We start from the raw sequence: 22,949 nt of genomic DNA, 5'->3' as shown, positions 1-22,949 counted from the left end.
GCGAAAACGCTGTCCAGGCTGTTGATAAGGTCGTGGGGAAAAGGTGGTGAGTTGCGATCCAAATATTCGCACGTCACAACCTTCAGATCAATAGATTATCCTTATTTATCAGGTTTTTAATACCGTATCGAACCTGTGGATAATACTCTCAAAGGCGTGGATAACTCACCCCTTCCCTTCCAGCTTGGCCTTCAGCCCGGCGAGCGCGCCGAAGGGCCCCGCTTCCTCCTCGCTAATGACGCCGGCTTTCTTCAATGCCGCCGCCGCATTCGGGCTGCGCGGAAAGGGATCGAGCGCCAGCGCCATGGTTTCCGCCGCCGCCTCGCCCAGGTCGATCGCGCCGCCCTCGATCTCGATCGTGTCGAGCGTATCGCCGGACAGTTCGATCTCGTCATCCGCGCCGTGCGCCGCCGGTTCGACGAAGCGCAACGCCACCGGCTCGTCGATCGCCGCGGGGACGGGTTCACCCGTGACCGAGCAGGGCTGAACCACCGCACTGCGCACTTTGCCGGTCACCAGGATGCCGGCCGCGTCGCGGCGCACGATCAGATCGGCCTGGAGCCGATCGATCGACAGCAGGCCGAAGCGCTCGGCCAGCGCCGCACGTTCGACCGCATCCGCCTCGATTGCGACCGGTTTTTCACGCTCGCCGATCGTGTCGATCTTTTCGGGGCGGCTCCATTCGGGGGTCACGGCAATTCTCCAGTCATCAATCGGGCCAGCGGTATCGCCGCCAGCTGTTCGTGCAACGCGGTCAACGCCCGACGGACATGACCGACCGCATCGGGTTCGGCTGGCGCCACGCCGCGATACAGGTTGCGCAGCAGCGCGGCATCCAGCAGCGCGGGTTCCTCGGCCACCAGCGCCTCGCGATAGGCGGTCAGGCGACCGCCCAGCATCGCCATCATCCGGCCGATATGCTTGCCGACGACGATGTCGCCAATCCCCAGCTCGCGCAACTGCCCATCCATATCGGTGACGAACCGCTCGGTCAGCCGTGCGGCCGTCTTAGCACCCTCTGAATTCGCCTCCAGCCGGATCAGCACCAGCGACAGGACCGCCGCGATCATGTCGAACCGGCCATCGACCGTGTCGGGCACCGCACCGTCCAGATACCAGTGCGGCTGGCGCGCGCGCAACACCACGGCATTGTAGAGCGGCAGCACGGCGTCGCCATCTCGCCCGAAATAGCGTGCCGTCATCCGCTTCAGCCAGCTTTCGGCCATCCGCCCCTCCCTCTTCGCGCAGCCGTCCACCGCGCTGACGCTTGTATGCGCCTTTCCCTTGGCATATCGAGGGGGCGACGGTCGAGCCGATCGATCGCCTGTTTGCCTGCCTGTGCGGCCCCATGTGGCCCGGAGATGATGATGAGCGTTTCTTCCACCCGGCTTGCCGTTCTCGGGCTGGGCCTGGCCATGGCTGCCGCCGCCTGCACGCCGCTGCGCTCGCATCAGGGATATGTCGTCGACACCGATCTCGTCAACGCGATCCAACCGGGCGTCGACAACCGCCAGTCGGTGCTCCAGACCTTGGGCACGCCGACCATCACCAGCCAGTTCAATGGCGGCGACTGGTATTATGTGGCGCGCGACAGCCGCAATCTGGGCTTCAACCTGCCGCACCCGGTGTCGCAGATCACGCTGCAGATCAGCTTCGATCCGGCCGGCAACGTCACCGCGATCCGCCGTTCCGGCGTCGATCAGGTCGCCGACATCTCGCCCTATGGCAAGACGACGCCGACGCTGGGCCGCTCGCGCGGCTTCTTCCAAGATCTGTTCGGCAATATCGGCGCGGTCGGTGCACCGGGTGCCGGCGCCGGTGCGCCGGGCACGGGTGGCGGCGGCGGTCGTACTCGTCCGTAAGGGCCCGGGCCCCAACCCCACCTCCGTTCGCGCTGAGCGAAGTCGAAGCGCACGCCCCACTCTCTGCCACGGATTCCCTTGGCCTTCGACTTCGCTCAGGCTGAACGGGGTTTAGGGTGAACAGGATGCGGGCCCCGTTTGGCCGCGTCGCCTGATAAGCAACGACGCGGCCGTGCCGTGCTTGGACCGGCACGATCCCGAAAGGGGGTGGGATCGCGAGCGCAAACGCCCCAAAACGAGAATGGGTTCGCAAGCGGGCCTATTTCCCGCCGGCGAACCCATAATGGCCCGATATCGCTATCGCGGCGGGGGGCGAGGCCCCCTGCTCTTACTGGTTCCCCCTGGCCTTACTGATTCATCGAGTCGAAGAAATCCTCGTTGGTCTTCGAGTTCTTCATCTTGTCGAGCAGGAACTCCATCGAGTCGATCGTGCCCATCTGCATGAGGATGCGGCGCAGCACCCACATCTTGGACAGCTTGTCCTTCTCGACCAGCAGCTCCTCCTTGCGGGTGCCGGACTTGCCGACATCCATCGCCGGGAAGATGCGCTTGTCGGCCACCTTGCGGTCGAGGACGATTTCCGAGTTGCCGGTGCCCTTGAATTCTTCGAAGATGACTTCGTCCATGCGGCTGCCCGTGTCGATCAGCGCGGTGGCGATGATCGAGAGCGAACCGCCCTCCTCGATGTTGCGCGCCGCACCGAAGAAGCGCTTCGGCCGCTGGAGCGCATTGGCGTCGACACCGCCGGTCAGCACCTTGCCCGAGGACGGGACCACGGTGTTGTAGGCGCGGCCGAGGCGGGTGATCGAGTCGAGCAGGATGACGACATCCTTCTTATGCTCGACCAGGCGCTTGGCCTTTTCGATCACCATCTCGGCGACCTGGACGTGGCGCTGCGCCGGTTCGTCGAAGGTCGACGACACGACCTCGCCGCGCACCGAGCGCTGCATGTCGGTGACTTCTTCCGGACGCTCGTCGATGAGGAGGACGATCAGGAAGACTTCGGGGTGGTTGTCGGTGATCGCCTTGGCGATGTTTTGCAACATCACCGTCTTACCCACGCGCGGCGGCGCGACGATCAGCGTACGCTGGCCCTTGCCCTGGGGCGAGACGATGTCGATGACGCGCGCCGACTTGTCCTTCTGGGTCGGGTCGGCCGGGTCGAGAATCAGCTTCTGCTCGGGGTAGAGCGGGGTGAGGTTGTCGAAATTGACGCGGTGACGGACCGCCTCGGGATCGTCGAAATTGACGGATGTAAGCTTGGTCAGCGCGAAATAGCGCTCGCCGTCCTTGGGCGCGCGGATCTCGCCTTCCACCGTATCGCCGGTGCGCAGGCCGTGCTTGCGGACCTGGTTGGGCGAAACATAGATGTCGTCCGGTCCGGCGAGATAATTCGCTTCCGGCGAACGCAGGAAGCCGAAGCCGTCGGGCAGCACCTCGATCGTGCCGAGACCCATGATCTGGTCGCCCTGCTCCGCCTGCTCCTTCAGGATGGCGAACAACAGGTCCTGCTTGCGCAGCGTCGACGCGCTCTCGACCCCCAATTCCTCGGCCAGCTGGACGAGGTCGGCGGGGGTTTTCTTCTTCAGGTCTTTCAGATGCATGATCGGTCCGGATGGTCGGAGGGCGTCGGTCGGCGAGGATCGCGGCGAAACGAGGCTGTCGATAAGGAAGCGTACCCGACGCGAGGACCGCGCCGTACGAGCCCCGAGTTAGGATTCGGGGTGCCCCAAGTCAATGGGGAATGGAGACGCGACCAGCCGTCGCGTCCCCGATGCAGGATCAGAAGGGTTTGATCACCACCAGCACGACGATGATCGTCGCGGCCAATGCGGGGACTTCGTTGATCATGCGCAGCTGCTTGCCGGTCAATTTGGTCTCACCGCGCGCCAGCTTCTTCGAATAGCCGACCATCCAGCCATGATAGCCGCTGAGCAGCAGCACGAAGAACAACTTGGCGTGAAGCCAGCCCAGCCCCGGCACACCCGAAAACAACCCAAGCGAGGCGGCCAGCAACAGCCCCAATACCCATACCGCGATCATCGCCGGCGTCAGGATGATGCTCCGCAGCTTGCCCTCGCGCTCGACCCAGCGCGCGGCATCCGTGGCATCGCCCGCGACCAGCGCCTCCTGATGATAGACCAGATAGCGTGGCATCATGAACAGCCCCGCCATCCAGAAGATCACGAAGATGATATGCGCCGCCTTAACCCATTCATAGGCGGCCCCCAGCAATCCGATCATGCATGCCTCCGTACGCGGGCGATCAGATGCTCGACATGCGCGATCGGCGTGTCGGGCAGGATGCCATGGCCCAGGTTGAAGATATGGGGACGCGCGGTGAAGGCCGCGAGGATACGATCCACCGCACTGTCCAGCGCCTCGCCGCCTGCGATGAGCGCCAAGGGATCGAGATTGCCCTGCACCGGCAGATCCTTGGGCAGATGGGTGTCGGCCCAGACCGGATCGACCGTCTCGTCGAGCCCAACCGCGTCCACCCCCGTCTCGCGCGCATAAGCGGGCAGCTTGCCGCCAGCGCCCTTGGGGAAGCCGATCACCGGCACGCCGGGACAGCGCGCGCGAAAACCCTCCACGATCGCGGCATTGGGGGCGATCACCCAGCGTTCGAATTGCGCGGGGCTCAGCGAACCGGCCCAGCTGTCGAACAACTGCACCGCCTCGACCCCGTTCGCCACCTGCCCGGCGAGATAGTCGATGGTCATCTCAACGATCGCCTCGATGATCGCCCCGAAACCTTCGGGATCGGCATAGGCGAAGCGCCGCGTCTCGCCCTGGTCCTTCGATCCCTGGCCGGCGACCATATAGGTGGCGACCGTCCAGGGAGAGCCCGCAAAGCCCAGAAAGCTGGTCTGGGAGGGCAATTGCGCCTTCACCCGCGCCACGGTCGCATAAACGGGATCGAGCCGCTCAGGGGCCCGCTGAAGGGCATTCAGCGCATGATCGACCAGCGCAGGCGCCAGACGCGGCCCCTCCCCCGCCCCGAAGCTCAGATCCTGACCCAGCGCCCAGGGAACCATGAGGATGTCGGAGAACAGGATCGCGCCGTCGAAACCGAACCGGCGGATCGGCTGTACCGTCACCTCGGCCGCCGCGTCCGGATCGGTGGCTAAGGCCAGGAAGCCGCCCTTCTGTGCCCGGAGTTCGCGATACTCCGGCAGATAGCGTCCGGCCTGTCGCATGAGCCACATGGGCGGTGTCGCCTGCCGCTCTCCGTTCAGCACGGCAAGCAGGGGTTTTCGAATCGAAACGTCGGTCAGGGGACCCCCCTTCTTCTATCTAAGAAGATTCTAAAGATGAGTTGTTGAAGTGGTTGGCACGTTGGTTGTCGGGATTATGCGGCTCTCCCCGATATGCCAACACGTTGACTCATGGGGAATCGCCGATTCAACGGGATTCGGATTCATGACCCCCGTAACTCACAGACTGTGGAAAAGAATCGGGCCTGTGAGATTCATTGTGGACGAATCATCGGTTATCCACGCGCCTCCCCCCGCTTGGCCGGCCTGCCGAGTTACGCTACCGATTCTTCCCATGTTATCCACAGAGTCATTCCGTTGCCGATGACGACACGGCTCCACCTCCACCTTTTGTCCGATTCCACGGGCGAGACGCTGGAGAACATCGCCAAGGCGGCGCTGGCCCAATATGACGATGTGGAAACCGTCCGGCATTTCTGGCCGATGGTCCGCACCGAAAGCCATTTGGAGCGGATCCTTCAGGAGATCGCGCAGAATCCGGGGCTGGTGATCTACACGCTGGTCAACCCGACGACCCGGCGGGTGCTGGAGAGCCGCTGCCATGCGCTGGGCCTGCCGACGGTGGCGCCGCTCGACCCGGTCAATGCCGCGCTGTCGGGGCTGCTCGGCGTCCAGGCCAAGATGCGCCCCGGTCGCCAACACGTGCTCGACGCCGCCTATTTCGCGCGGGTCGATGCGATCCAGTTCACCATCGCGCATGATGACGGCATCGCCTGGGAGGAATGGGAAGAGGCCGATATCGTGCTGGCCGGGGTCAGCCGTTCGTCCAAGACGCCGACCTCCATCTATCTCGCCAATCGCGGGTACAAGACCGCCAACATCCCCATCGTCGTCGAAAGCCCCCCGCCCCCGTTCCTGTTCAGCTTGAAAAAGCCGCTGGTCGTCGGGCTGACCACCAGCGCCGATCGGCTGATCGCGATCCGGCGCAACCGCCTGCTCTCGCTCAACCAGGCGCCCGACACCGATTATGTCGAGCAGGAGGCGGTGAACCGCGAACTCACCTATGCGCGGCGGATGTTCGCCGACAATGACTGGCCGGTGATCGACGTCACCCGCCGCTCGATCGAGGAAACGGCGGCGGCGATCATCTCGCTCGTCAATCAAAGAAGGTCCGACCCATGATCATCCTCGCCTCGCAAAGCGCCTCGCGTCGGGCGATGCTCGACGCCGCCGGCGTGGCCTATGAAGCCCTGCCCGCGCGGGTCGATGAAGCCGGCGTCAAGGCGGCGATGGCGGGCGCCTCGCCCCGCGACCTGTCCGACGCGCTGGCCGAGATGAAGGCGGTGAAGGTGTCGGCGGGTGCCGGGCCGGTACCGGTGCTGGGATCGGATTCGATCGTGGCGCTCGCCGACGGCACGCTGCTCGACAAGCCCGAAAGCCGCGAACAGGCGGCCGATCATCTGACCCGGATGAGCGGCGGGAGCCACGAATTGTGGAGCGCCGCCGTCATCGCCGAGCATGGCCGCCCCGTCTGGCGGCATGTCGAGCGGGCGAAACTCCATGTCCGGCCGCTCTCGCCGGCGTTCATCGATTCCTATCTGGCAAAGGAATGGCCCGCCCTATCGGGCTGCGTCGGCTGTTTCCGGATCGAGGGTCCGGGCGTCCAGCTCTTCTCGCGGATCGAGGGGAGCCATTTCACCATTCTCGGCATGCCGCTGCTCCCCATATTGGGCTATTTGCGCGAGCGCGGCTGGATGCCCGCCTGACAGGAATTATCATGACCAAGCCCTATGCACCCCTCCCTTATGCCGAGGTGATTGGCGACCCGATCAGCCATTCCAAATCGCCGCTCATCCACAATTTCTGGGCCAAAGCGCTCGGCCTCGATGTCGATTACCGCGCCGTCCACGTCACGCCCGAGGGGCTTGCCGCCTATTTCGCCGAGCGTAAGGCGGACCCGAACTGGCGTGGCTGCAACATCACCGTGCCGCACAAGGTGGAGGCGCTGGCGCATGTCGAGGATCGTGGCGACGTCCGCGCGACGATCGGCGCGATCAACACCGTGATCCGCGCCGAGGATGGCGCACTGGTCGGTACCAACACCGATGCGGCGGGCTTCTATGCCCCGCTCAGCGGGCTCGATCTGGCGGGCCAGCCGGTGACGGTGATCGGGGCAGGGGGTGCGGCGCGCGCCATCCTGTTCGCGCTGTCGCGGATGAGCGTCGGCCCGGTCACTGTGTTCAACCGCAATGTGCTCAAGGGCGCAGCCCTGCTCTCCTCCTTCAAGCTGAAGGGCCAGGCCTTGCCGATCGGGGCGGCGGTTCCGCCCTCGGCGCTGGTGGTCAACGCGACCAGCCTGGGCATGACCGGCCAGCCGCCGCTCGACCTCGACCTGTCCGCCTTGCCGGAGGACGCACTGGTCTATGACATCGTCTATGCCCCGCTGGAAACCGGGTTGCTGGCGGCGGCACGGGCGCGCGATCTCGACACGATCGACGGGCTGGAGATGCTGATCGGCCAGGCGGCGGTGGCGTTCGAACTGTTCTTCGGCGCCGAGCCGCCGCGCGACCGTGACGAGGAATTACGGAGCATCCTGCTCGGATGATCGTGCTGGGGCTCACCGGCTCGATCGGCATGGGCAAATCGACCGTCGCGCAGATGTTTCGCGACGAAGGCGTGCCGGTGTTCGATGCCGATGCCTGTGTGCATCAGCTGCAGGGATCGGGCGGGCGGCTGGTGTCCGCGATCGAATCGGCCTTTCCCGGCACCACCGGCCCTGCGGGGGTGAATCGCGCCGCGCTGGGTCAGGCGGTGCTGGGCGATGATGCGGCGATGCGGCGGCTGGAGAGAATCATTCATCCGGCCGTCCAGGCGGAACGCGCCGCCTTCCTCGACTCGCATGCCGACTCTCCCCTGGTCGTTGTCGACGTGCCCTTATTGTTCGAGACGGGCGGGTATAAGGCTGTGGATAAAGTGTTGGTGGTATCAGCAGAACCCGCCGTGCAGGAGGCGCGGGTGTTGGCAAGGCCGGGCATGACGCGGGAGAAATTTGCCGCGATTCTAAGGCGTCAGCTGCCCGATGCCGAAAAGCGCGCCTGCGCCGATCATGTCATCGCGACCGATATTCCCTTGGACGAAACAAAGGCGGCGGTTCAGCGGCTGATCGCTTGCATGCGGGGCAGCGAAGGCCGATAGTCCTCTTATGAGAGAGATCGTTTTCGACACCGAAACGACAGGGTTCAAATTTTCGGAAGGCGACCGGCTGGTCGAAATCGGCTGTGTCGAACTGGTCAACCGGGTCGAGACCGGGCGCACCTATCACGCCTATTTCAACCCCGAACGGTCGATGCCCGCCGAGGCCCAGGCCGTGCACGGGCTGTCCGACGCGTTTCTGAAGGACAAGCCGGTCTTTGCCGAGGGCGTGGCCGAGTTTCTGGATTTCATCGGCGACGCGCCGCTGATCGCGCATAATGCGACCTTCGACTTCGGCTTCATCAATGGCGAGCTGGGCGCGCTGGGCTTTCCGCATGTCTGCGAAAAGACGCGGATGGTCGACACGCTGGCGATCGCGCGCAGCAAGCATCCGGGTGCCAAGCACACGCTCGATGCGCTCTGCTCGCGCTATGGCATCGATCGCTCGCACCGCGTGCTCCACGGCGCGCTTCTCGACGCGCAGCTCCTGGCCCAGGTCTATGTCGAGCTGATGGGCGGGCGGCAGATCGGCCTGGGTCTGCTCGCCGATGATGCAGGGCAGGGGACGCAGACGATCACCGTCACGCGCGCGCCTGCAATCGTGCGCCCGCCACGGGTTTTCCGCCCCAGCGATGCGGAACTTGCCGCGCATGCCGCGTTTCTAAAGGGGATCGCCGATCCGATTTGGGGGGCCGAGGCGTCCGGTTGACGCCACGGGACAGGCCAAAAGGACCGTCCCAGTCGAGTAGTTGAGGAGAAAGTGATGGATATCCGGATTTCTGGTCATCAGGTCGAAACGGGCGACGCACTGCGGACCCATGTGACGGACCGGCTTCAGGGTATCGCCGAGAAATATTTCGCCCGCGCCATCTCGTCCGAGGTGACCTTCGGCAAGGGTCCGCACGATATCGGTTTCAAATGCGATATCGTGATGCACGTGACCCGGGGCCTCGTCCTGAAGGGCCGCCATGATGCGCAGGATGCGCATCTTTCCTTCGACGGTGCTGCCACCAAGATCGAAAAGCAGCTCCGCCGTTATTCCCGCCGCCTTAAGGACCGCAATGCGGGCCAGGCGATCGAACTGGCCGAGGCGGGCGCCTATGATGCGGGCTATACCCTGTTCGCCGAGCAGATTGATGAAGACGAGGCGGGCGATGCACCGCTGATCATTGCCGAAACCCGCGTCGATATTCCCGATGCCAGCGTGTCGGATGCGGTGATGATGCTCGATCTGCGCAATACCGCAGCGCTATTGTTCAAGAATTCGGGCACCGGCTCGTACAACATGGTCTATCGCCGGGGCGACGGAACCATCGGGTGGGTTGAACCACAACGGGGCGCTTCGGAAGTATAAGCCCTATCGTTCTTCCGCGCAGGCCGCTATTGGCGCGGCTTGCGCGGGGGCGCATCGGATAACGAGCATGAATGATTTCAGCGACCTGTTGCGCCACGATACGGTGCTGGCCGGCGTTTCGGCGGCCAACAAGAAATTGCTGTTCCAGACCATCGCTTCGGCGGCGGCTCGCGTGGCGGAGCAGGACGCCAAGACCCTGGCCGATGTCCTGATCGAGCGCGAGAAGCTGGGTTCGACCGGTTTCGGCGGCGGCATCGCCATCCCGCACGGCAAGGTGCCGGGGTTGAAGCAGATCGTCGGTGTCTTCGTGCGTCTGGCCCAACCGGTCGATTTCCAGGCGGTCGACGACATGCCGGTCGATCTGGTCTTTGCGATGTTCTCGCCCGCCGATGCCGGCTCGGCGCATTTGAAGGCACTGGCGCGGGTATCGCGGCGGCTGCGCGACAAGGGCTTTGTCACCAAGCTGCGCGGCGCCGGTTCGCCCGACGCGATCTGGGCCTTGCTGACCCAGGACGAGGCGCGTGACGCGGCCTGAAGGCGAGGCGGCGCATTTCCGGGCCCTCGAGGCGCTGTATGCCGAGGCGCCGATCAACCGGCTGTTCGACTCGACGCTGGAAATTCCCGAGACGGGCGTCGCACGCATCCGTTTCCAAGTCGACGAACGCCATTATCATGCCGCCAGTGCCGCGCACGGTACGAGCTATTTCAAGATGCTCGACGATGCAGCCTTCTATGCCTGCAACAGCCTGGTCACCGATCGCTTCCTCCTGACCACCCAGTTCAACCTGCTGCTCACCCGCCCGATGAAGGCGGGCGCGGTGGTGGCGGAGGGGCGCTGGGTCAGCGGGCGGCGGCGGGTGTTCGTCGCCGATGCGCGGTTGATCGATGCGAGCGGCGAGGAAGTCGCGCGCGGCACCGGCACCTTCATGCGCTCGCAGATCGCGCTGGCCGGGCTGCCCGGTTATCGGACCGCCTGACGCCATGGACGGCCGTCTTCCCAGCGGCATGCTGGTCACCGCGTTGTTGCGCCGGATGAACGATAGCGGCGGCATGGGCATGGTGCTGGCTAAGGGCGATCCGCAGGGTGGCGGCATCCTGGTGATCGTGATCGATGCCGATCGGCGCGAGCGTGTGCTGGAGCGGGGTCTCGGTCTGGACGGCCGAACCGTGCTGATCGATTCGACCCCTGCAAACGATATTTTAGGCTATTGGCAGCGGCGCCGCGCACGCGATCCCGATCTATGGGTGATCGAACTGGATGGCGCTGCGGCAGAACGCTTCGCCGCTGAAACGATCCTGCAACATTGACGAACGCGGCCGGATCGGCCACGAGCGCCCCGTCTTAAATTCGCGTTGTGCTTATCGGGTGCGATCCGATCGGTTACGCAGTCGGGGGGAAGCCCGGACGAGCGCCTTTCCGGCAATGCTCGGGTCCGTGATCCAACCGCATGTCTGTTTGTATGGATGACGGTTTTCAAGCGAGTCGCGGCGTCTGCGGCCATGGCTCTTTCTTTGGCGGGTCTTCTCGCCACCAGCACCCCGAGCTTGGCGACCAATACCGCCAGCGGTGCTGTCCCAGCCACCATGATGGCTGTTTCCGGAATCAACGCCGCCGATCTGGCGATGGTTCCCCAGAGCGCCCGGGCCACCATGTCCGCGCTTCCCAATTTTTCCCAGGTTTCCGAAACGCCTCAGGCTTTTGAATCGGATGAGGACGGCGAGTATGAATCGCTGGCCGATGCCGTGGCCGCCCAGGACGACATCGCGTCGAGCGAAGAGCTTCGCTGTCTGGCCGGTGCGATCTATTTCGAATCCCAGGGCGAACCGCTCACCGGCCAGCTGGCCGTCGCCCAGGTGATCCTGAACCGCACCAAATCGGGCCGTTTCCCGACCGGCGTGTGCGACGTCATCAAGCAGCGTGGCCAGTTCAGTTTCGTTCGCCACGGCCAGATTCCCTCGGTCAGCCCGTCGCGCAGCGCCTATCGTACCGCCGTCGCGGTGGCGAAGGTCGCCTTGGCTGAAGCGTGGGACGGTCCGGCCGGCAAGGCGCTGTTCTTCAACACGCCCGGCAATCGCCCGGGCGTGCGCGTGCAGAAGGTCGCTGCGATCGGCAATCACATCTTCTATCGCTGATGGCATCGGTCCCGCTATTGGCGGGGCTTTGCGTTTGTTCGTCAAATGTTCTAAGCGGGTGGCATGTTGGACATGCCGCCCGCTTCGTGTGTCGAGGACCCCAGCTCTCCGCTTTGCGCCGCCGATGTCGCGCGCGGCGTCACGCGGATGCTGCTCCGCCACGATCTGATCACCATTCCCGAAGTCCCGTTGGAAGGCGGCCGCCGCGCCGACCTGATGGCGCTGGATGCGCGGGGGAATATCGTGGTGGTGGAGATCAAGGTGTCGCGCGCCGATATGCTCGGCGACGGCAAATGGCCCGATTATCTGGCGCATTGCGACCGCTTCTACTGGGCGGTGCCGGCGGGGTTCGACTGGTCGCCGCTGGAAAGCGCGGCTTTTCTCCCTGAGCGGACCGGGATCATCGTCGCCGATCGCTACGACGCCGCGATCGTGCGCGAGGCGCATAGCGTGCCGCTCCCGGCGCATGTGCGGAAAAAGGCGACGCTGAACTTTGCGCGGCGGGCGGGGCGGCGGATGATCGGGCTGACCGATCCGGATGCGGGGATGTGAAGATGGTGGGCCCGGCAGGACTCGAACCGGCAATTTAGCGGTTTGAATAAGGTTTCCCTTGGCCTTCGACTGCGCTCAGGCTGAACGGAGGTTGGTATAAGCCCGAGTTCCCCCAAACGCCGTTCAGCCTGAGCGAAGTCGAAGGCCACGACCCTCACCGCGTCAGAATCAACGTCACGATCGACTGCGGCGGTGCGACCTCGCCCGCCATCACCGCCGCCTTGTGCATGGCATCGGTCACGATCATCTGCCGTCGCCAAGGCCCCGGCACCGCGACGCTCAGCGGTCGCGGTGACAGGCCCGGATTGACGTGCACGAGCACCAGCCGCCGTCCATCGGGCGACAATGCCCCTACCGTGTCCATGTCATCCACAGGCACCAGCCGATCGCCCGGGCGGATGTACCGGCTGAACTGCGCTATCGCCCAATATTTGCCGGTGACATGGATCGCATGGGGCTTGTCCACCGCGCCTTGCAGATCGGCCTTGACGATGCCCCAGTTGGAACCCTTCTGGCCGCCGCGTGCGCTCAGATCCTCGACCGCCTGCCAGAAGACCCAGGCGGCGGGCTCCAGCCGCTTGAGATCACCGACCACATGCTCGGCAAAGGCCAGCGGCGTCGCCATGCCGGTGAAATCCTCCGGATCCTTGGACAGCGGCGTATCATTCTCGCTCATCCACAGCCGGATGCCCGAGGCGCGAGCGATGTCGCGCACCGCCGTCTGGTGGACGGTGCCATAGCTATGGACGTTCAACTGCCCGATTGCCCCGCGCGTGGCCGGCGGATAGGCGGCCCAGTCCTCGACGAACAGGTGGGAGGCGGTTTCATCCGGTGCGGCGATCACCGTCGCGAGCCGCGCGGCCTTGAGCGCGGCGGCGGTGGCGTCGATCATCTGCGCCTGGCGGGCGGGGGACCAATGCGCGCCCTCCTGCGTGTTGGCGGCGAACCAGTAATCGGTGTTGGGCTCGTTGACCGGCGACAGGGTGCGGAAGGTGATGCGATGCCGCCGCTGCAACTCGTCGGTGACCCGGACCAGATAATCGGCAAAGGCCTTTTCCTGGCCGGGGCGCAGATTGTCGTCGGTGCCCTTTTCCGCCCCCGATACCCGACCGCTGACCGTCATGAACCAGGGGGGCGAGTTGGAGAAGGCCTCGAAGATCGGCTGCTTCACCCGCTTGGTGATCGCATCCAGCCACCAGCGCTGGTTGGCGTCCTGGCTCCAGTCCCAATGCCGGGGATTGTCGGCGCGCCACCAGTCCTTGCCGCTCACCCCCGCCGGCTGCCGCCAGAAACCGGGCACGGCGCGCCCGACCTTCATATAAGGCGGCGTGTCGGCGGCATTGCCCCCGCCGATATTGTAGCGGGCGATCGTCCAGCCCAGGCCGTCGGCGCCATAGAAGAGATCCGCCAGCCGCGTCCGCTCCGCCTCGGGCCAGCCGCCGGTGACATGCGCGAACCAGGCGAGCGCGGTGCCCCATCCTTCGAAGACGGTCGCGGGGCGATCGATCGCCGGTCGCAGGGTCACCGGTACCGGCCGCTCGACGGGAGCAGAGGGCTGGGCGACCGGAGCCTGCGCCACCGCCGCGCCGCCCAGGGTCAGCCCCGCGATGGCGGTCAGTGTGCGCCAATGACGGCCGATCCCGGCGGAAGTCCGATTGCGCCCCATCCATCCTTCTCCCTGCCAAGCGCGCTTGGGCGTCGCCAAACGTCAGACTATAATCGCAGGTCGGATCGCGCCGTCAATCCGCCGAACATGATGGAATGGCCTGTCATTCGCCAAGCCGAGGCCGGCCCTCTCGCGTTAATTTGCCCTTGTGACGGAAAATTCATCTGCCTATAAATCAGACAAAAGATCGGCGGTCTCGTGCAGGATCGTGGACAGGATAAGGGGATGGGCGATGAAGTGGCAATGGATGACCGGTGCGGCCGCGATCGGGCTGGCGGCGGCGGCTTCCGCGCAGGATTCGGGCCCGCGCGTCGCAGCGGTCCAGGTCGATCCCAGCCGCCCGGAATGGGAAAATCCCGCGATCAACGCCCGTGGCACCCGGCCTGCGACCGCCACCGCCTTTCCCTATGAAAGCCGCGCGCTGGCGCTGGCCGGCGATCGGTCGCGGTCCAGCCGCTATATCAGCCTGGACGGCCCCTGGTCCTTCGCCTTCTCGCCCTCGGTCGATGGCGCGCCCAAGGGGTTCGAGCGACCCGATTACGACGTGTCGAAGTGGAAGACGATTCCGGTCCCCGCGATGTGGCAGGCCGAGGGCTATGGCCAGCCCAAATACAACAACATCACCTATCCCTTTCCCGCCAATCGTCCGCTCGTCCCGCATGACGACAATGAGACCGGTTCCTATCGCCGCGACTTCGATCTGCCTGACGGGTGGCGCGGCCAGGATGTGATCCTTCACATCGGTGCGGCGGGATCGGCGTACCGGGTGTGGATCAACGGGCAGGAGGTCGGGTACGCCGAGGACTCCAAGCTGCCGTCCGAGTTCGACATCACGCGGTTTCTGAAGCCCGGCCGCAATGTCGTGGCGATCCGCGTCCATCGCTGGTCGGACGGCAGCTATCTGGAAGATCAGGATTTCTGGCGCGTCTCGGGGATCGAACGCTCGGTCTATCTGCGCGCCGTACCCCAAGCGCGGATCGATGACCTGTTCGTCCATGCCGGGCTCGACAAGGCCTATCGCGACGGCACGTTGTCGACCGAACTGACACTGCCGGCTTTACCCCAGGCGATGACAGCGCGGATGACCTTGCTCGATGGCGAGCGGGCGGTGGTGACGCGCGAGGTCGCGCTGGCCAAGGGCGTGACCTCGGCTAAGCTTGACGCGACGGTGCCGGGCGTGCGCGCTTGGTCGGCGGAGACGCCCCATCTCTATACGTTGCTGGTCGAACTGGTCGATGCGAATGGCCAAGTGGTACAGGCCACGCCACAGCGCATCGGCTTCCGCACCGTCGAGATCAAGGACGGACAGGTCATGGTCAATGGCCGCCGCATCATGATCCGCGGCGTCAACCGGCACGAGCATGACCCCGTCACCTTCCACGTCATCTCCGAAGAGTCGATGCGACGCGACCTGGAGCTGATGAAGCGCAACAACTTCAACGCGATCCGCACCTCGCACTATCCCAACGACCCGCGCTTCCTGGCGCTGGCGGACGAGTACGGCTTCTACCTGATGGACGAGGCCAATATCGAGAGCCACGCCTATATGGAGCAGGGCAACCGCCACGCCGCCGAGCGGGCCAAATATCAGATCGGCTTCGACCCAGCCTGGGAAAGCGCGCACGTCTCTCGCGTGATGAACATGGTCGAGCGGGACAAGAACCATCCCTCGATCATCTTCTGGTCACTGGGCAACGAGGCGGGGATCGGGCCGAACTTTGAGAAAGCGGCGGCGGCGATCCGGCGGCGGGATCCGGCGCGGCTGATCTCCTATCTCGGCTGGGGCACGCTCGACTGGAGCCACCAGCCCAATAGTTATGTCGACATCTATGCGCCCATGTATGACGACATCGAGAAGATGGTCGACTGGGCCGAAGACCCGACGCGCACCCAGCCGATGATCCAGTGCGAATATGCCCATATGCAGGGCAATTCGGGCGGCAATTTCAAGGATTATTGGGACACCATCTACGCCCATCGCAAGCTGCAGGGCGGCTTCATCTGGGATTGGGTCGACCAGTCCATGTATCGCTATACCAAGGACGGACGACGTTATTGGGGCGATGGCGGCGAATATGGCCCCAATCCGGGCGGCGATATCGAGTTTGGCGACGGGCTGAATCAACCCGACCGGACGCCCAATCCGCAGCTTTACGAGGTGCAGAAGGTCCAGTCGCCGATCCGCTTCGATAGTTATGATCCGAAGACGGGTAGGCTGACTGTGCACAACCGTCATGACTTTATCGATCTGTCGGGTTTCACTTTCGACTGGGTCGTGGAGAAGAACGGCGTCGCAGTCGCGTCCGGCGCTTTACCCTCCCTGACCACCGCCGCCGGGCAGGTGCAGACGGTGGCGCTTACGCCCAAATTCACGCGCGAGCCGGGGGCGGAATATCTCCTGACCGTCCGCGCCCATGCCAAGGAAGGCACGATCCGCGCGGTGCCGGCGAACTCTGTCATCGGCTGGGAGCAATTCGCGCTCAGCGACGCACCGGCCCTGCCCAGTGCGGCCAAGGGCAAGGTCGCGGTCGTCGATAGCGCCGACAACGTCACCTTGTCGGCAAATGGCGCCGAACTGGTCATCGATCGCAAGACCGGGCTGGTCGAGCGCTATACCGCGGGTGGGCGTCTGCTGGCCAAGGGCGGCCAGCCCAATTTCGTCCGCGCCGAAACCGATAACGACACTGCCAATGGCACGGTGGCGCAGCAGGGGCCGTGGTTCACGATGAACGGCCGCTATCAGGTGCGCCGCATTTCGGTCGGTCCCGACCAGAGCGTGACGGTCGATCATGAAATGGGCGCGGGCGCGGCGCGCTTCGTCACCCGGTATGAAATGGCGGGCAATGGCGCGGTCGATGTCGACGGGCAGTTCGTGCCGCTCAAGACCGACCTGCCGCCCCCGGTTCGCATCGGCCTGTGGTATACCATGCCCACCGCCATGAAGACGGTCGAATGGTATGGCCGGGGTCCGCATGAAAGCTATGTCGACCGCAAGAGTTCGGCCGCGATCGGCTTGTGGCGCGGGGCGATCGCCGAGCAGAATCACGATTACATGCGACCGCAGGATACCGGCAACAAGGTCGATGTCCGCTGGATGGAGCTGTCGGGCCAGGGGGCAGGGCTGCGGGTTCGTGCGGACAAGCCCCTGATGATGCAGGCCTTGGCCTTCCCCTATACCGATCTGTATCGCCGCGCGCCCGGTACCTGGAAATCGACCGATATCGTGCCGCATGGCGAGACGACGCTGATCGTCGATGCCGCTCAATGGGGTGTCGGCGGCGACACCACCTGGAGCCATGTTGGCCAGCCGCATATGAAATATCGGACCAGGCTGGAGCCGACGCGCATCGCTTTCCGCCTGGAGCCCTTCACCGGGGAAGGGACAACCCCCGACAAAGCGAAGCCCGCTCGCGCGACCGAACCGCAATAGGGCTATTCTTTACTCGGACAATAAGCCATCATGCCGCAACAGGCAGAGGAGAATCCATGAAAAGGGCAACCAAATTTCTGATCGCGGCGGCCGCCGCCACGCTGTTCGCCGGAACCGCGACGGCGCAGACCGCGCCCGCGACCAATGGCGATACGGTCGCGGTGCATGGCGACCGTCCGGGTCCCGTCTATAACCGCCACATCTTCGGCCAGTTCGCCGAGCATCTGGGTACCGGCATCTATCCGGGCATCTGGGTGGGCAAGGGCAGCAAGATCCCGAACATCAACGGCTATCGCCGCGACGTCATCGACGCGCTGAAGGCGATTCGCGTGCCGGTGATCCGCTGGCCGGGCGGTTGCTTCGCCGATGAATATCACTGGCGTGAAGGCGTTGGCCCGCAGGCCAAGCGCCTGACCAAGGTCAACACCAACTGGGGCGGCGTGACCGAGGACAACAGCTTCGGCACCAACGAATTCATGAACTATACCGAACTGGTCGGTGCCGAGGCCTATGTCTCGGGCAATGTCGGCTCGTCCGCGCCGTCCGAAATGGCCGAGTGGGTCGAATATATGACCTTCCCGTCCAAATCGACCTATGCCGAGGAGCGGCGCAAGAACGGCCGCGACAAGCCGTGGAAGCTGGCCATGTTCGGCATCGGCAACGAGCTGTGGGGCTGTGGCGGCAATATGCGCCCCGAATATGCGGCCGATGTGACGCGGCGCTATTCGACCTTCCTGAAGGTGCCCGCCGGCGAGCGCCTGATGAAGATCGCCAGCGGCGCGAACAGCGACGATTACAACTGGACCGAAGTGATGATGCGCGAGGCCGGCGGCGCGTTCGACGGTATCGGCGTCCATTATTATACCATCCCCGGCGACTGGTCGCGCAAGGGCGCGGCCACGGGTTTCGACGAGGAAGCCTGGGCGCGGACGCTCTCCAAGACGCTGAAGATGGAGGAACTCCTCACCCGTCACTCGGCGATCATGGACAAGTACGACCCCAACAAGCGGGTCGCGCTGCTCGTCGACGAATGGGGCACCTGGTATGATGTCGAACCCGGCACCAATCCGGGCTTCCTGTTCCAGCAGAACTCGCTTCGCGACGCGATGGTCGCCAGCCTGAACCTCGACATCTTCGCCCGCCATGCCGACCGCGTGCGCGGTGCGAACATCGCCCAGATGATCAATGTCCTTCAGGCGATGATTCTGGTCGATGGTGCGCGCATGGTGAAGACGCCCACCTATTGGGTGTTCGACATGTACAAGGACTATCAGGACGCGACCGTCCTGCCGGTCGATGTCCAGTCGCGCTGGTACAATAAGGACCAGTGGACCATGAAGGCGGTCAGCGCTTCGGCGGTGCGGGACAAGGCGGGCGTCGTCCATGTCGGCCTGACCAATGTCGATCCCAACCAGCCGGCGACCGTTTCGGTCAAGCTGGACGGGGTGACGGCAGGTCAGGTGTCGGGCCGTATCCTGACCGGTGCCACGATGGACGCGCACAACACGTTCGATGCGCCCAACCAGATTGCGCCGCAGCCCTTCCAGGGGGCGACGCTGTCGGGTGGCACGCTGACCGTGCAGATCCCGGCCAAGTCGGTCGTGATGCTGGACCTGCGCTGATGAAGACCCGCGTCGGGGCGCTGCTCGCCGCCGTTCTCCTTGCCGGGGCGGCGGGGTCGGCCGCGCCCCGGCGCGACATGATGTGGAACAGTCCGGGGGCGGGCAATCCGCTGCTCCCGGGCTATTTCGCCGACCCCTCCATCGTGCGCGATGGGGGGCGTTGGTATATCTTCGCCACGGTCGATCCGTGGGGGGATGACCGTCTGGGTCTCTGGACCTCGGACAATGGCCGCGACTGGACCTTCTCGCAGCCCAACTGGCCGACCAAACAGGCCGCGACCAGCCCGACCTCCGGAGACTCGAAGGTTTGGGCACCCTCGGTCGTCAAGGCGGCGAACGGCCGCTGGTATATGTATGTCTCGGTCGGCAGCGAGGTGTGGGTCGGCTCCGCGCCCTCCCCGGCGGGGCCCTGGGCCGATGCCAATGGCGGCAAGCCACTGATCGCGCGCGACTTCGCCCCGCAATATCACATGATCGACGCCGAGGCGTTCATCGACACCGACGGCCAGGCCTATCTCTATTGGGGATCGGGGCTGAACTGGGTCAACGGGCATTGCTTCGTCGTGAAGCTCAAGCCCGACATGGTTCACTTCGACGGTGAGCCGAAGGACGTGACCCCGGCCAACTATTTCGAGGGCCCCTTCATGGTGAAGGAGAAGGGGCGCTATCTGCTGATGTACAGCGACGGCAACACGACCAAGGACACCTACAAGGTTCGCTATGCGGTCGGTTCCTCGCCGATGGGGCCGTTTACCGAGGCGGCGAACAGCCCGGTGCTGGAAACCGATGCGGTCAAGCAGATCATCAGCCCCGGTCATCATGCGGTCTTCGCGGACAAGGGGCGGTCCTACATACTCTATCACCGCCAGGCCCTACCGTTCGTGATGGGGAGTGAGCGGGTGTTGCGGCAGGTGTCGGTCGACCCGTTGACCGTGAAGGCGGACGGTACGTTGGAAAAGGTTGTACCCAGCCATGATCCGGTGATCCCGGCCTTTGCGGCGCATCGCACGCGCGGCCTGCACTGGACGGGGAAGGGCGCGGCGGCGCTGGCGGCGGATGACAATTATGCAACCGTCTGGCGGCCCGGGGCGGGGCAACCGCCGGTTCTCACCGCCGATCTGGGCGCGGTGCGGGATGTGCGCGAGAGCCGGATTCGCCCGGCCTTCGTGATCCAGCCGCAGGATTTACGGATCGAGGCGTCGCTGGACGGCCGAACCTGGCGCGAGGTCGCGGCGGAGACGGGGGTGAGCGGTTCGCCCATTACTCTGCGCCATCCGGGCAAGGCGCGGTTGCTGCGCATGATGGTGACCGCGAAGGAACCCGCGATCCTGGAGTGGTCGATCTTTTGACGCAGGCCGGGGGCGTGGGCTTCGACTGCGCTCAGCCTGAACGGAGCGTTGAGATGGATCCCTTACAACCGCCGTTCAGCCTGAGCGAAGTCGAGAGCCAAGGGAAGCCCTAAACCCCCTTGGGCAAGGCGAACGCCATGGTATAATCCCCATAACGCGTTCCCAGCGCGCCATGCCCCCCGGCGGTGATGACGACATATTGCCGCCCATCCCGCCCGCGATAGGTCATCGGCGTCGCTTGCGCGCCCGCCGGCAGGCGCGCCTTCCACAGCACCTTTCCGCTCTTCAGATCATAGGCGCGCAGATACTGATCGGTCGTCGCCCCGATGAACACCAGTCCCGAGGCGGTGATGATCGAGCCGCCTAGATTGGGCACGCCCGTCTTGATCGGTACACCCACATGGCTGCCGAACAATCCGGTATCGCGCGCGGTGCCCAGAATCTTTCGCCACACCACCTTCTTGGTGTTGAGGTCGACCGCCGTCAGATGGCCCCAGGGCGGTGCGTTGCACGGCGCGCCGAACACGCCGATCCAGGCGGCGACGACCGCGACATAGGGCGTGTTATACTGGGTCTGGAGATTGGGCTCGCGCGCATTCTCGCCGCCCTTCTTCTTTTCCATATAGGATTTCACGCGCGGATCGTCGCGGCGCATCAGCCAGATCTTGAACGGCATCTCCATCGTATTGACCGTGAAGACCTGCCGTACCGGATCGACCGCGGCGCCACCCCAGTCCGTAACGCCATCGAACGCGGGGTGGCCGATGATCGGCTTCAGCCCGGTTGGTTGATAGATGCCCGTCCCCTGCGCACGGCGGATGTCGATCCGGCAGAAGAGCTGGTCGATCGGCGTCGCGCCCCAGGTCGATTTCTCGGTCGGCGCGGGCGGGGTGAAGGAAGGTAGGCCGACCGACCATGGCTGGGTTGGGGAAACCTTGACCCCCGGCGTCGCGCCGTCCTGCCGCGCGGGCCGCTCGACGATCGGGGTGATGGGGGCGCCAGTGAGGCGGTTCAGGAAATAGACCTGGCCCATCTTGGTCGTCTGGATCAGCGCCGGGATCGTCCCGCCACCCGGCGCGCGATAGTCGAACAGCGAGGGGCCGATCGGGATATCCATGTCCCACATGTCGCGGTGGACCAACTGGCGCACCCAGCGCAGCTTGCCCGTGGCGATCTCCAGCGCGACGATCGCCGAGCCGAACCGGTCGTCGAACGGCCGCCGCCAGCCGATCCAATAATCGGGCGAGGCATTGCCCGTGCCCAGATAGACGAGGCCGTTGGCCGGATCGGCGGTCATCGCGCCCCAGACATTGGGTGTGCCGCGCGTATAGGTCTCGCCCGCCGGCAGCGGTGGAATCGCGTCTTGCGAGCGGCCGACATCCCAGGCCCAGATGCCCGCCCCCGTGATCGGATCATAGGCACGCACCACCCCGCTGGGGATGTTGCGGTTGACGTTGTCGACGATCCGCTCGCCGACGATCAGCCGGCCATTGGCGACGACGGGGGGCGAGGTGCTGATCTGGTCGGCGGGGCCCGACACGCCCATATTCTGCCGCAGGTCGATCGCGCCGTTCGTGCCGAAGCCGGGGCAGGGCTGTCCGGTATCGGCATCCAGCGCCATCATCCGCGCATCGAAGGTCGGTGCGAAGATGCGGCGCGGGCAGGGCGTGCCGGCCGGTGCCTGATAGAAGGCGACCCCACGACAGACGAGATAGCTGTTGCCCTGGCGGCTGGCCTGATCCTTCCAGCTCCACTTGGTCCGCCCCGTCGTCGCGTCGATCGCCTGAACGATCGAATGCGGGGTGCAGGTATAGAGCGTGTCGCCGATCTGGATCGGGGTCGCCTCGGAATGATATTCGCGCTTGTGCTCGACCGACTCGGCGCGGTCGGGCAGGTCGCCGGTCCGCTGGGTCCAGGCGAGTTCCAGCTTCTTCACATTGTCGGGCGTGATCTGCGACAGGGCGGAGTAACGCTGGCCCGACAGGGTACCGCCATAGTCGGTCCAGTCGCCCACCGGGGCTTGTGCTGCGATCGGTAGCGAGGGGTCCTGAGCCTCGGCCGCGCGGGGCCGAACCATGGGCATGGCCAACAGCAAGGCGATGATGCCCAGCGCGGCCGGCACCGCCCGCGACCGGGTCTTGGGCGTGTACATCGCCCGGCTGATCCAGGGCAGCGCGACGAGGATCAGCAGCACCGTCGGCGCCACCACGCGTGGCACCAGTTGAAGCCAGTCGAACCCCACTTCCCAGATCGCCCAGACCAGGGTCGCGACCCAGATCGCGACATAAAGCCAGCGCCCGCGCGGATCGCCACGCCCGATCAGTGCGCCGGACAGGATCATCGCCAGACCGGTCAGGACATAATAAGGCGAGCCGCCCAACAGCGCGAGATAGGCGCCGGCCACCGCAAAAAAACCGCCCAGCAGCGCTAATAGCCAGCCCAATATCTTCGCAAAGGCGCGCCCGACCATCGCCGTCCCCGATGTTGTGACAAAAGATTGCTGGCGGATGAACGCGTTTCAAAGGCCTTTTGGTCCATGGCTTGATGGAAGCCCGTGAATTTGGAAGGGAA

22 protein-coding genes are annotated in these 22,949 nt (G+C 64.8%); 15 read left to right on the top strand and 7 right to left on the bottom strand.

The annotated features are described in order from the left end of the window. Positions 1–165: 165 nt before the first annotated feature. Positions 166–693, bottom strand: coding sequence for a YceD family protein (locus SP6_RS17055; protein WP_007405330.1), 528 nt, complete (start codon positions 691–693; stop codon positions 166–168). Further along, positions 690–1,226: a ubiquinol-cytochrome C chaperone family protein gene (locus tag SP6_RS17050; protein ID WP_007405290.1), complete on the bottom strand. Its 537-nt coding sequence runs from the start codon at positions 1,224–1,226 to the stop codon at positions 690–692. Before SP6_RS17050 ends, SP6_RS17055 begins: the two co-directional genes overlap by 4 nt. 141 nt (positions 1,227–1,367) lie before the next feature. Between SP6_RS17050 and SP6_RS17045 the strand changes: the two genes are divergently transcribed. Next, complete coding sequence (locus SP6_RS17045; RefSeq protein WP_042469396.1) at positions 1,368–1,862, top strand: outer membrane protein assembly factor BamE; 495 nt, start codon at positions 1,368–1,370, stop codon at positions 1,860–1,862. Between the two features lie 347 nt (positions 1,863–2,209). Here the strand turns inward: SP6_RS17045 and rho are convergent, their stop codons facing one another. The 3 genes from rho to hemE form a co-directional block, all read right to left on the bottom strand. Next, the gene (gene rho / locus SP6_RS17040; RefSeq protein WP_007405231.1) at positions 2,210–3,466 is read right to left on the bottom strand and encodes a transcription termination factor Rho; all 1,257 of its coding nucleotides are present in this window, start codon (positions 3,464–3,466) and stop codon (positions 2,210–2,212) included. Positions 3,467–3,644: 178 nt separating this feature from the next. Next, positions 3,645–4,106, bottom strand: coding sequence for a CopD family protein (locus SP6_RS17035; RefSeq protein ID WP_007405268.1), 462 nt, complete (start codon positions 4,104–4,106; stop codon positions 3,645–3,647). Then, on the bottom strand, positions 4,103–5,125 hold the full coding sequence (hemE, locus tag SP6_RS17030; protein ID WP_037568784.1) for a uroporphyrinogen decarboxylase: 1,023 nt from the start codon (positions 5,123–5,125) through the stop codon (positions 4,103–4,105). Before hemE ends, SP6_RS17035 begins: the two co-directional genes overlap by 4 nt. Positions 5,126–5,443: 318 nt before the next feature. Between hemE and SP6_RS17025 the strand changes: the two genes are divergently transcribed. The 11 genes from SP6_RS17025 (at position 5,444) to SP6_RS16975 (ending at position 12,311) form a co-directional block, all read left to right on the top strand. Beyond that, entirely contained in the window at positions 5,444–6,262 is an 819-nt protein-coding gene (locus tag SP6_RS17025) for a pyruvate, water dikinase regulatory protein (RefSeq protein ID WP_007405266.1), read from the top strand. After that, positions 6,259–6,846: a Maf family protein gene (locus SP6_RS17020; protein ID WP_007405265.1), complete on the top strand. Its 588-nt coding sequence runs from the start codon at positions 6,259–6,261 to the stop codon at positions 6,844–6,846. The genes SP6_RS17025 and SP6_RS17020 overlap by 4 nt, the downstream gene beginning before the upstream one ends. An 11-nt stretch (positions 6,847–6,857) precedes the next feature. Then, complete coding sequence (gene aroE, locus SP6_RS17015) at positions 6,858–7,685, top strand: shikimate dehydrogenase (protein ID WP_007405316.1); 828 nt, start codon at positions 6,858–6,860, stop codon at positions 7,683–7,685. Next, entirely contained in the window at positions 7,682–8,275 is a 594-nt protein-coding gene (gene coaE, locus SP6_RS17010) for a dephospho-CoA kinase (protein WP_007405320.1), read from the top strand. The genes aroE and coaE overlap by 4 nt, the downstream gene beginning before the upstream one ends. A 7-nt stretch (positions 8,276–8,282) precedes the next feature. Continuing rightward, a complete protein-coding gene (gene dnaQ, locus SP6_RS17005) occupies positions 8,283–8,981 on the top strand; it encodes a DNA polymerase III subunit epsilon (RefSeq protein ID WP_007405222.1) in 699 nt (232 codons plus the stop codon). Between the two features lie 54 nt (positions 8,982–9,035). Beyond that, entirely contained in the window at positions 9,036–9,626 is a 591-nt protein-coding gene (gene hpf / locus SP6_RS17000; RefSeq protein WP_007405247.1) for a ribosome hibernation-promoting factor, HPF/YfiA family, read from the top strand. A gap of 67 nt (positions 9,627–9,693) precedes the next feature. Then, on the top strand, positions 9,694–10,161 hold the full coding sequence (gene ptsN, locus SP6_RS16995) for a PTS IIA-like nitrogen regulatory protein PtsN (RefSeq protein WP_007405236.1): 468 nt from the start codon (positions 9,694–9,696) through the stop codon (positions 10,159–10,161). Beyond that, the gene (locus tag SP6_RS16990; protein WP_007405342.1) at positions 10,148–10,603 is read left to right on the top strand and encodes a PaaI family thioesterase; all 456 of its coding nucleotides are present in this window, start codon (positions 10,148–10,150) and stop codon (positions 10,601–10,603) included. The genes ptsN and SP6_RS16990 overlap by 14 nt, the downstream gene beginning before the upstream one ends. A gap of 4 nt (positions 10,604–10,607) precedes the next feature. Further along, complete coding sequence (locus SP6_RS16985; protein WP_007405287.1) at positions 10,608–10,934, top strand: DUF1491 family protein; 327 nt, start codon at positions 10,608–10,610, stop codon at positions 10,932–10,934. A 279-nt stretch (positions 10,935–11,213) separates the two neighbouring features. Continuing rightward, a complete protein-coding gene (locus SP6_RS16980; protein ID WP_233419835.1) occupies positions 11,214–11,759 on the top strand; it encodes a cell wall hydrolase in 546 nt (181 codons plus the stop codon). 63 nt (positions 11,760–11,822) lie between these two features. Beyond that, complete coding sequence (locus SP6_RS16975; protein ID WP_007405283.1) at positions 11,823–12,311, top strand: MmcB family DNA repair protein; 489 nt, start codon at positions 11,823–11,825, stop codon at positions 12,309–12,311. Positions 12,312–12,465: 154 nt separating this feature from the next. On the opposite strand, the gene SP6_RS16970 is transcribed toward SP6_RS16975, so the two are convergent. Beyond that, positions 12,466–13,977, bottom strand: a complete 1,512-nt coding sequence (locus tag SP6_RS16970) for a glycoside hydrolase (protein WP_007405205.1) — start codon at positions 13,975–13,977, stop codon at positions 12,466–12,468. A gap of 232 nt (positions 13,978–14,209) precedes the next feature. Between SP6_RS16970 and SP6_RS16965 the strand changes: the two genes are divergently transcribed. Genes SP6_RS16965 through SP6_RS16955 form a run of 3 tightly spaced genes read left to right on the top strand, consistent with a single transcriptional unit; the run spans position 14,210 to position 20,378 of the window. Further along, positions 14,210–17,407, top strand: coding sequence for a glycoside hydrolase family 2 TIM barrel-domain containing protein (locus SP6_RS16965; protein ID WP_007405280.1), 3,198 nt, complete (start codon positions 14,210–14,212; stop codon positions 17,405–17,407). Between the two features lie 56 nt (positions 17,408–17,463). Next, on the top strand, positions 17,464–19,029 hold the full coding sequence (locus tag SP6_RS16960; protein WP_007405212.1) for an alpha-N-arabinofuranosidase: 1,566 nt from the start codon (positions 17,464–17,466) through the stop codon (positions 19,027–19,029). Further along, positions 19,029–20,378, top strand: a complete 1,350-nt coding sequence (locus SP6_RS16955) for a family 43 glycosylhydrolase (protein WP_007405348.1) — start codon at positions 19,029–19,031, stop codon at positions 20,376–20,378. The genes SP6_RS16960 and SP6_RS16955 overlap by 1 nt, the downstream gene beginning before the upstream one ends. Before the next feature lie 109 nt (positions 20,379–20,487). Here SP6_RS16955 and SP6_RS16950 read toward each other — a convergent pair whose 3' ends face one another. Continuing rightward, positions 20,488–22,848 (bottom strand): membrane-bound PQQ-dependent dehydrogenase, glucose/quinate/shikimate family, encoded by a 2,361-nt coding sequence (locus SP6_RS16950; RefSeq protein WP_007405242.1) that lies wholly within the window; start codon positions 22,846–22,848, stop codon positions 20,488–20,490. Positions 22,849–22,949 lie beyond the last annotated feature (101 nt).

This window comes from Sphingomonas paucimobilis NBRC 13935, from assembly GCF_000739895.2.
Lineage (GTDB): Bacteria > Pseudomonadota > Alphaproteobacteria > Sphingomonadales > Sphingomonadaceae > Sphingomonas > Sphingomonas paucimobilis.
The sequence above is the reverse complement of the archived record's forward strand: the minus strand, read 5'-3'. Positions and strand labels throughout refer to the sequence as shown.

Bases quoted from the DNA above. Each gene is read 5' to 3' on its own strand.
- SP6_RS16970 (WP_007405205.1), bottom strand. From the start codon at position 13,977: ATGGGGCGCAATCGGACTTCCGCCGGGATCGGCCGTCATTGGCGCACA.
- SP6_RS17025 (WP_007405266.1), top strand. From the start codon at position 5,444: ATGACGACACGGCTCCACCTCCACCTTTTGTCCGATTCCACGGGCGAG.
- SP6_RS16985 (WP_007405287.1), top strand. From the start codon at position 10,608: ATGGACGGCCGTCTTCCCAGCGGCATGCTGGTCACCGCGTTGTTGCGC.
- ptsN (WP_007405236.1), top strand. From the start codon at position 9,694: ATGAATGATTTCAGCGACCTGTTGCGCCACGATACGGTGCTGGCCGGC.
- dnaQ (WP_007405222.1), top strand. From the start codon at position 8,283: ATGAGAGAGATCGTTTTCGACACCGAAACGACAGGGTTCAAATTTTCG.
- SP6_RS17035 (WP_007405268.1), bottom strand. From the start codon at position 4,106: ATGATCGGATTGCTGGGGGCCGCCTATGAATGGGTTAAGGCGGCGCAT.
- SP6_RS16955 (WP_007405348.1), top strand. From the start codon at position 19,029: ATGAAGACCCGCGTCGGGGCGCTGCTCGCCGCCGTTCTCCTTGCCGGG.
- coaE (WP_007405320.1), top strand. From the start codon at position 7,682: ATGATCGTGCTGGGGCTCACCGGCTCGATCGGCATGGGCAAATCGACC.
- SP6_RS16950 (WP_007405242.1), bottom strand. From the start codon at position 22,848: ATGGTCGGGCGCGCCTTTGCGAAGATATTGGGCTGGCTATTAGCGCTG.
- rho (WP_007405231.1), bottom strand. From the start codon at position 3,466: ATGCATCTGAAAGACCTGAAGAAGAAAACCCCCGCCGACCTCGTCCAG.
- SP6_RS17050 (WP_007405290.1), bottom strand. From the start codon at position 1,226: ATGGCCGAAAGCTGGCTGAAGCGGATGACGGCACGCTATTTCGGGCGA.
- SP6_RS17020 (WP_007405265.1), top strand. From the start codon at position 6,259: ATGATCATCCTCGCCTCGCAAAGCGCCTCGCGTCGGGCGATGCTCGAC.
- SP6_RS16965 (WP_007405280.1), top strand. From the start codon at position 14,210: ATGAAGTGGCAATGGATGACCGGTGCGGCCGCGATCGGGCTGGCGGCG.
- SP6_RS16960 (WP_007405212.1), top strand. From the start codon at position 17,464: ATGAAAAGGGCAACCAAATTTCTGATCGCGGCGGCCGCCGCCACGCTG.
- aroE (WP_007405316.1), top strand. From the start codon at position 6,858: ATGACCAAGCCCTATGCACCCCTCCCTTATGCCGAGGTGATTGGCGAC.
- hpf (WP_007405247.1), top strand. From the start codon at position 9,036: ATGGATATCCGGATTTCTGGTCATCAGGTCGAAACGGGCGACGCACTG.
- SP6_RS16975 (WP_007405283.1), top strand. From the start codon at position 11,823: ATGTTGGACATGCCGCCCGCTTCGTGTGTCGAGGACCCCAGCTCTCCG.
- SP6_RS16980 (WP_233419835.1), top strand. From the start codon at position 11,214: ATGGCTGTTTCCGGAATCAACGCCGCCGATCTGGCGATGGTTCCCCAG.
- SP6_RS17045 (WP_042469396.1), top strand. From the start codon at position 1,368: ATGAGCGTTTCTTCCACCCGGCTTGCCGTTCTCGGGCTGGGCCTGGCC.